Source organism: Lacimonas salitolerans, assembly GCF_042677865.1.
Taxonomy (GTDB): domain Bacteria; phylum Pseudomonadota; class Alphaproteobacteria; order Rhodobacterales; family Rhodobacteraceae; genus Lutimaribacter; species Lutimaribacter salitolerans.
The window spans coordinates 1-6,760 of sequence record NZ_JBHUDD010000124.1 but is presented as its reverse complement, the minus strand read 5'-3'; the positions used below and the strand labels follow the sequence as shown (position 1 = coordinate 6,760).

Below are 6,760 nucleotides of genomic sequence, written 5' to 3'. Positions count from 1 at the left end.
GCGCCTCACGTCGTGACAACAACATCTGGTGCGACCCTGAACAGGCCAGTGCGCCTTAACCCACACAAATCGCGAAGGGACCAGAAAAAGAAATAGAGCGACGCGATGTCATCAAGAGCATGCCCGCAATAGATGTCTCACATGCCTGCAGCTCCCCGAAACAAAGCCGTGGTGGGACACCGACCTAAGGACGCAACTGGACCGCGCACACCCGTGGCAGAGGGACCGACTTAGTGCGGCTTTTCACCGATGAAATGAGCGCGGACCTTGCCCGACAACCAGTCCAGCACGAAGACGCAGATCAAGATATTGATCACCACGAAAGCAACTTGGTCGAAGAACCCCGCGCGGAAGCGGTCGACCAAGACCTTGCCGATCCCGCCCGCACCGACGATCCCGAGGATGGTCGCACTGCGCACGCTCGATTCAAAGGAATAGAGCGAGAGCGAGATGAACACCGGCGCGATCTGCGGCAGATAGCCGAAGCGGATGCTCTTGGCCGGGCTTGCGCCCGAGGCGCGCACCCCCTCGATCTGCTTGCGATCCACGTTCTCGATCGCCTCGGAATAGAGCTTGGACAGCGTGCCCGCATCGCTGACGAAGATCGACAAAACACCCGCCAGCGGGCCCAACCCCACGGCGCGCACGAAGACCAGCGCCCAGATCAGGCTGTCGATGCCCCGCAAAAGGTCAAGAAAGCGGCGCACGCCGTGGCGGATGATGGGCTGGGGCATGGTGTTGCGCGCGGCGAAGAACGCGATCAGCAAGGCCGCGATCGACCCCAGAAGCGTGCCGAGAAAGGCCATCGCGATGGTTTCGGCCAAACCTTGGTAGATCCCGGCGTAGTCCCAGCCGCTCATATCACCCCAGATGAAGAATTCCGAAAACATCCTTGTGGCGCGTTCGTTGAAATTGAACAGCTTGCCGAATTCGAAATACCAAAACGACCACAAGAGATAGCCGATCGCCACAGTCCAGAGCAGCGCCGATGTCGCCTGTTTGCGGCGGTTGCCGAAGGCATCGGGAAATCTCTGGCGCAAGTCAGCGATGTCGCTGGCTGTCACCTGCATGGGGCGTGGGTGCTGCAAGGTTGCATCGCTCATATCAGGTTCTCCCGCCCGATCAGGCGCATGCGCACCCGTTCCGAAATCAGATCGATCGTCGTGACCAGCAAGACGATCAGGATCAACACCGCCATCACGCGGTCGTCATTGTAGAAGCTGATCGTATGGTTCAGCTCTTGCCCGATACCGCCCGCACCCACGAAGCCCACGATCGACGAGGCCCGCACATTGATCTCGAAGCGCAGCAACGCATAAGACACGAAATTCGGCAGCACCTGCGGCACGACACCAAAGCGCATCTCGGCAAACCAGTTTCCGCCGACCGAACGGACCCCTTCGACCGGACGCATCGAGGCATTCTCGTTCACCTCGGAGAACAGCTTGCCCAAGGCCCCGGCCGTGTGGATCGCGATGGCGATGACACCCGCCAAGGGGCCGATCCCGACCGCGAAGACCAGCACCAATGCGATGACGATCTCGGGCACGCCGCGAAACACCTCGGCGGTGCGACGGGCCAGGATGTTGCTCCAGCGTGTCAGCGCAAGGTTGCGGGCAGCCGGAAAGGACAACACAAAGGCCAGCGCGACCCCAAGCATGGTGGCGGTGATCGCCATGAGGATCGTTTCGAACAACAGCCGGACATATTTGCCGATATCGCTATACCAAAACAGCAGCGATCCCGGCACCGCCTTGCCGTTTTCGGCGCGCCCCTCGAACAGCTTGTCGGCCTCGAGGCTGGGCATCACCGTACCGAAATATTCGAAAATGCGCGGCAGGCCGTTCCAGAGCCGTTCGGGGTAGAAGCGCGATATGATGACCGACACGATCAGCAGCGCCAGAAACAATACGATCAAGGTGATGTTCATCACCCGCCGCGAGCGCAAAAGCTCGGCCCGGTGCTTTTCGAACACGGAAACCGGGTCTTGTCCGGGCGGGATGACGAAGCCGGTTGTTGCGATGGAGGATTGTGCCATGACGTGTCACTCGGCCCCTTCAAGGGCGCGTACAGGCTGTGCCGGGCGCAACGCGGTGGACGTCACCCCCTCGCTGAAGGCGTCATCGGCCTCGGCGCCATAGATTTCGCGGGCCTGCCGGTCGGTCAGCTGGTCGGGTGTGCCGTCGAAGACCACCCGACCCTCCATCAGACCGACGATGCGGTCGCAATAGGTGCGCGCGGTATCCAGCGTGTGCAGATTGGCCAGCACCGTGATCCCATCCTCGCGGTTGATGGTGCGCAGCGCATCCATGACCACTTTCGCGTTCAGCGGATCGAGCGAGGCGATGGGTTCATCGGCCAGCATCAGCTTGGGCTGCTGCACCAACGCGCGCGCGATCGCCACGCGCTGCATCTGCCCGCCCGAGAGGGTCTCGGCGCGCTGCAATGCGGTGTGGGCCATGCCCAAACGGTCGAGCGCACGGATCGCGAGCGCGCGTTCCTCGGGCCCGAAGATCTGCAACATCGCCGTTGCAAAGCCATGGTGGAAAATCCGGCCCATCAGCACGTTGTTGATGACCGACATGCGCCCGACAAGGTTGAACTGCTGGAATACCATAGCGCATTCGGCCCGCCAGGCATGAAGCGCACGCCCGCGCAGCGCCGTCACCTCGCGGCCCCCGAAAAGGATCTTGCCATCCGTCGGTTCGGCCAGGCGGTTCACCATGCGCAGAAGCGTCGATTTCCCCGCGCCCGAGCGACCGATAACGCCGACCATCTGGCCTTGCGGCACGGACAGGGTGATGTTGTCCACCGCCTTGTTGGGGCCGAACGCCTTTGTCAGCTGCGTAATTTCGAGCATCGCGCGCTCCTTGTTGTTAGGGGGCAAAAAGCAACGGGCGGCGCCGTTACGCGCCGCCCATGCCATCCTATCGATCAGCGCGAACCGGCGACTTCGCGGCGGCGCAGTTCGATGGTCTCGTCGTAGAAGCCTTCGGGCACGGCGACATAACCTGCACCGTCACCGCCCATGACCGCGGCGAAGCATTCGGGGTCTTCGACATGCAGCGTGCTGTAAAGCTCGAACATCGCCTGCTTCATGTCGGCGGGCAGGCTCTTGCGGATCACGGTCGGGCCGTTGGGGATGATGCCCGATTCCCAGACGATGTTGATCTCGTTCATGTCGAGCATATCCTTGTCGACCATGCGGCGCAGGTTGCCGCGGGTATAGCCCTCGGCACGCTCGCCTATCAGCGATGACCAGGTCGCGGCGGCGTCATACTGCTTGTCCAGCACCGCGATCACGCCCTGTTCATGCCCACCCGAGAAACCGGTCGACCCGAAGTAGCTGTCGATGTCGATCCCCGCCAGTTCCAGACCCGCCTTGGGATACAGATAGCCCGACGAGGAATTCGGATCGGCCCATGCCAGAGACTTGCCTTGCAGGCCCGCGACATCGGTGATGCCGCTGTCGGCGCGCGTCACGATAACCGCGTGATACCCCAGCGACCCGTCGACATTGGACGAAACGACGAAAGGCTCGACCGCTTCGGGGTCTTGCAGATAGATGCCTGCATAACCGACCGGCCCGAGGCCCGCCATTTCCAACTGGCCCGCCAGAAGGCCCTGCATCACGCCGGCGTAATCGGTGGCGGGGAAGAATTCGACGTCGACGCCGAACTGATCGTTCATCTTGGTCTCGAGACAGGATAGGCGCTTGAGGCGGTCCGCCTCGTTTTCACCGCCGATGATGCCGACGCGCACGACGGACACTTCTTTTGTCCAATCGGCGAAAGCGGGCAGGGTCGCGGAAAGTGTCAAAGTTGCAACCGAAACGGTCGTCAGGAGAGTGCGGATCATGTCGTGCTCCAGCAAATTGAAATGGCCAGCGCGATGTGGGGTGCACATGCGCGCTAGATCGTTGCAGGGCCATGTGGTGCTGGGCTTCGATGACATCGGGATGTCGTTGAGATGATGAATTTGTAATCTCAGCGTGTCTGAATTAACAAATCGGCGCCAGACACTATCCACGTTTTGTTTCAATTCAAGCTACGCAAAAAAACGGGCGGCCGAAGATTCTGCCGCCCGCCGACTACCGGCCCAGCGAGGATCAAGCGCAGGACCCGCACATCCTGCGTGCCATCGGCCGCGCATGGGGGTGGCGACGACGCATTGATGCCGGTGAGTTCGCCACCATCCAGGAACTGGCCGAGGCGGTCGGGCTGGCGGAACGGCACGTCAGCCGCCAGCTGCGGCTGGCCTATCTCGCGCCGGAGGTGCTGAGGCGACTGACCTGCGGGCGGGAGGCGTCGGCAGTCGGCCTCTATGATTTGTGTTTTCTGGCGGGGGAGGTTTGGGGGCAGCAGGTCAGGCAGGCCGTCGGCGAAAAAACAGTCACGACCGCAGGTCGGTAATGCCAAGTTCCTCCCACATCCAGCTGAAGTCGTAATCATGCATCGGGTCGTCCGCAGGCAACCGGGCATTGTTTTGCTCGAAGCCCTTCAGCCAGTTGGCGACGGCCAGTCGCCCCTTCGCGCTCCGCACAGCCTGTCTCGGCGTCTTGTCGCCCAACATGGGTACCTTTTGGCTGAGGACATTTCGATACTGGCGATCGAGCACCTGATGCACGGCCTCGCGCATATCCTTCGGGCTCATGCCTTCAGGAAGGCTTTGGACTTTGGGTGCTGAAGCCCCACCTCTCGCGGCCATGGCCTGTTCAGGCGTGACACGCTCGATTAACGGATCGCTGACCAGACCATCGAGGATTGGCGCCAGGATGTCTCGGATGCGCGTCGCGCGGGCTTCGGAATTGACCATGACCTCAAGCTTGGACGGGCTAAGCGTCAGATGCCCATAGATCGTGCGTCCCGTATCGATCTCTCCAGTTTGGGGGGTCTTGCGTCCCTTGCGGTTCGACTTCTCCGGCGCGAACCAAATCCAATGCTGCCCATCTTCTTCATCACGCATGTCAGGTGTGCCGGCGAGAGCCTCCGCCACATTGGCCGCCGTGAGGCCAGGCAACAGACGATAGTGCAATGTCATGAACTCCAGCTTCTCGCCATCGCTGTTGGCCAGTTCAGGCATTGGTGCGAGGCAGCGTTGGATCGTGTCGTTCAGCCAGAGTGTCGTGATCATGGGAGCCGCCACCGACATCAGCGTGTCTTCTTTGGCCAGTTCGGCCTCGAGCCTCGCTCGTAGTATTGGGTCTAACGCGGCGGGAGTATTGGCTGCCGCCTCCGAAGCGCGGCTCTGCGTGCGCCGGATGAGCGCCAGCATCTCGTCTGCAAGCCCTCGGTCCACAGCCAACACCGCACCAGCCATCTTTACAACGCCCCGAACGGTGACGATGCGGGTAGCGATGACGTCCCATTGAACCAGCGTCTTCGTGGCTGTCCGTTCGGTCACTCGTATCGGGTCACCGCCCCGCACAAGGTCGCGCGCCAGAAAGCTCTCTCCGCGGCGAACATCGCTGACCTCATAGAGGCTCATCATCGAATCCCGGAGCGCCTCGATGTAGGCGCGGTTAATCGCTGTTTCCTTCCAGCCCCGCCGCTTGAGGTAATCGTTGGCGAGGTTGCTGCCATCCTCCCAGATCACCGTGCACAAATCCGAAAAGGCGCAGTCAACTGCCGCCATGGCATGTTCGCCGATCACGTCCTGCAGATCGTAGATGTCGATGTCGTTCAGGTCGCAGGCACGTCGGATGTGCCGTTCGACCAATTCCCCCATGCGCTCGCGCCATGGATCCCGACGAGACCAGTCATCAAGACCACGGGCGTTTCCTCGGGGCGCCATCACTGTACCTCCAAATGCTGCGGCTGCCGATCATGAGCCATCACCCTACCCATTAGGCGAAAGGCTGTTTGACGCCAATGGCTTCACGCGGTCTTGCGCGCGATTGCGCTGTGGAACGCCGCCTTCGGGTGTCTCTGTTCGCACCGAGAGCAGATGAACCCGCTTCAACTGCGGCGTAGGTCCATTTCCCCAACATGCTGAAATCGCGTGATCTTTTGAATCCGTCTCGATTTGGGTGAAGGGCGGATGGAAAGAGACGCCGGGCGTTCAGAGACCGATTTCGGCCGAAACGCCAGTCTCCGAAAGTCGGATGGCTTCGCTAAACCCCTTTGAAACAGAAAGAAAAAAGGCCCCGTTACGGGCTCATCTCGGGTTTGCGATGTGCAAGTGGCGGAGGGAGAGGACTCTTCGACAAACTCGCTCGAAGTATGCCCCACATTGCGCCAGTACGCCTTCGAATTTGCGGGTGAATCTTCGCTTTCGCAGAACTTCGCTCTTCATGACCATGCGCAGCTTCGGAAAACGCGCCGGACGGTGATGCGCTCCAGCACCTTGGACCCCGGCCACGCGCAGCAGGCCGGTGCCTGACACCGCTCCTGGATGAAAGCCGGCTGCGTTACGGACGTCATACTTCCCTCCGTGCCTGCCTGCGCACTGGCTCTCCCAATTTCGATTGAACCCACGCCACTTCTCAGATAGCTTGATCGAAGGTCAAGTAACTGGGCTCGCCTAGTTACGAGACGGATCATGTCGCTGGGAGTGCATGGTGGAAACAGAGAAGGCAGATCTTCGGTGGGGAGTCGAGCAGCGGCTCGAATTCATCGAGTTCCGCCTGTTTTGGGAGGGGCATGTGAATCGAGGCGATCTGATGAGCGCGTTCGGGGTGCCCGCGAGATGCCGATAAAGACCATTGCTGACCTGCTTGAGGTCGGAGACGACCGGATATGGCGCGTCCTCGATCATTACG

Annotated in this window: 6 protein-coding genes and 1 pseudogene; 1 reads left to right on the top strand and 6 read right to left on the bottom strand. The window is 61.0% G+C overall.

What is annotated here, in order from left to right; translation table 11 throughout:
- Positions 1-230 precede the first annotated feature (230 nt).
- The 6 genes from phnE (ACFTOW_RS14170) to ACFTOW_RS14145 form a co-directional block, all read right to left on the bottom strand.
- Positions 231-1,103, bottom strand: a complete 873-nt coding sequence (phnE, locus tag ACFTOW_RS14170) for a phosphonate ABC transporter, permease protein PhnE (protein ID WP_379916801.1) — start codon at positions 1,101-1,103, stop codon at positions 231-233.
- Positions 1,100-2,038 (bottom strand): phosphonate ABC transporter, permease protein PhnE, encoded by a 939-nt coding sequence (phnE, locus tag ACFTOW_RS14165; RefSeq protein WP_379916799.1) that lies wholly within the window; start codon positions 2,036-2,038, stop codon positions 1,100-1,102. Before phnE (ACFTOW_RS14165) ends, phnE (ACFTOW_RS14170) begins: the two co-directional genes overlap by 4 nt.
- A 6-nt stretch (positions 2,039-2,044) precedes the next feature.
- On the bottom strand, positions 2,045-2,860 hold the full coding sequence (phnC, locus tag ACFTOW_RS14160; RefSeq protein ID WP_379916797.1) for a phosphonate ABC transporter ATP-binding protein: 816 nt from the start codon (positions 2,858-2,860) through the stop codon (positions 2,045-2,047).
- 74 nt (positions 2,861-2,934) lie between these two features.
- Positions 2,935-3,858, bottom strand: coding sequence for a phosphate/phosphite/phosphonate ABC transporter substrate-binding protein (gene phnD, locus ACFTOW_RS14155; RefSeq protein WP_379916795.1), 924 nt, complete (start codon positions 3,856-3,858; stop codon positions 2,935-2,937).
- Positions 3,859-4,037: 179 nt separating this feature from the next.
- Positions 4,038-4,418 carry a hypothetical protein gene (locus ACFTOW_RS14150; protein ID WP_379916793.1) on the bottom strand — a complete coding sequence of 127 codons (381 nt, stop codon included), beginning with the start codon at positions 4,416-4,418 and terminating at the stop codon, positions 4,038-4,040.
- The gene (locus tag ACFTOW_RS14145; protein WP_379916791.1) at positions 4,393-5,727 is read right to left on the bottom strand and encodes a DUF7986 domain-containing protein; all 1,335 of its coding nucleotides are present in this window, start codon (positions 5,725-5,727) and stop codon (positions 4,393-4,395) included. Before ACFTOW_RS14145 ends, ACFTOW_RS14150 begins: the two co-directional genes overlap by 26 nt.
- A gap of 829 nt (positions 5,728-6,556) precedes the next feature.
- Between ACFTOW_RS14145 and ACFTOW_RS14140 the strand changes: the two are divergent.
- Positions 6,557-6,679: pseudogene (locus ACFTOW_RS14140) on the top strand (BrxR family helix-turn-helix transcriptional regulator); the annotation flags it as partial.
- Positions 6,680-6,760: the final 81 nt, after the last annotated feature.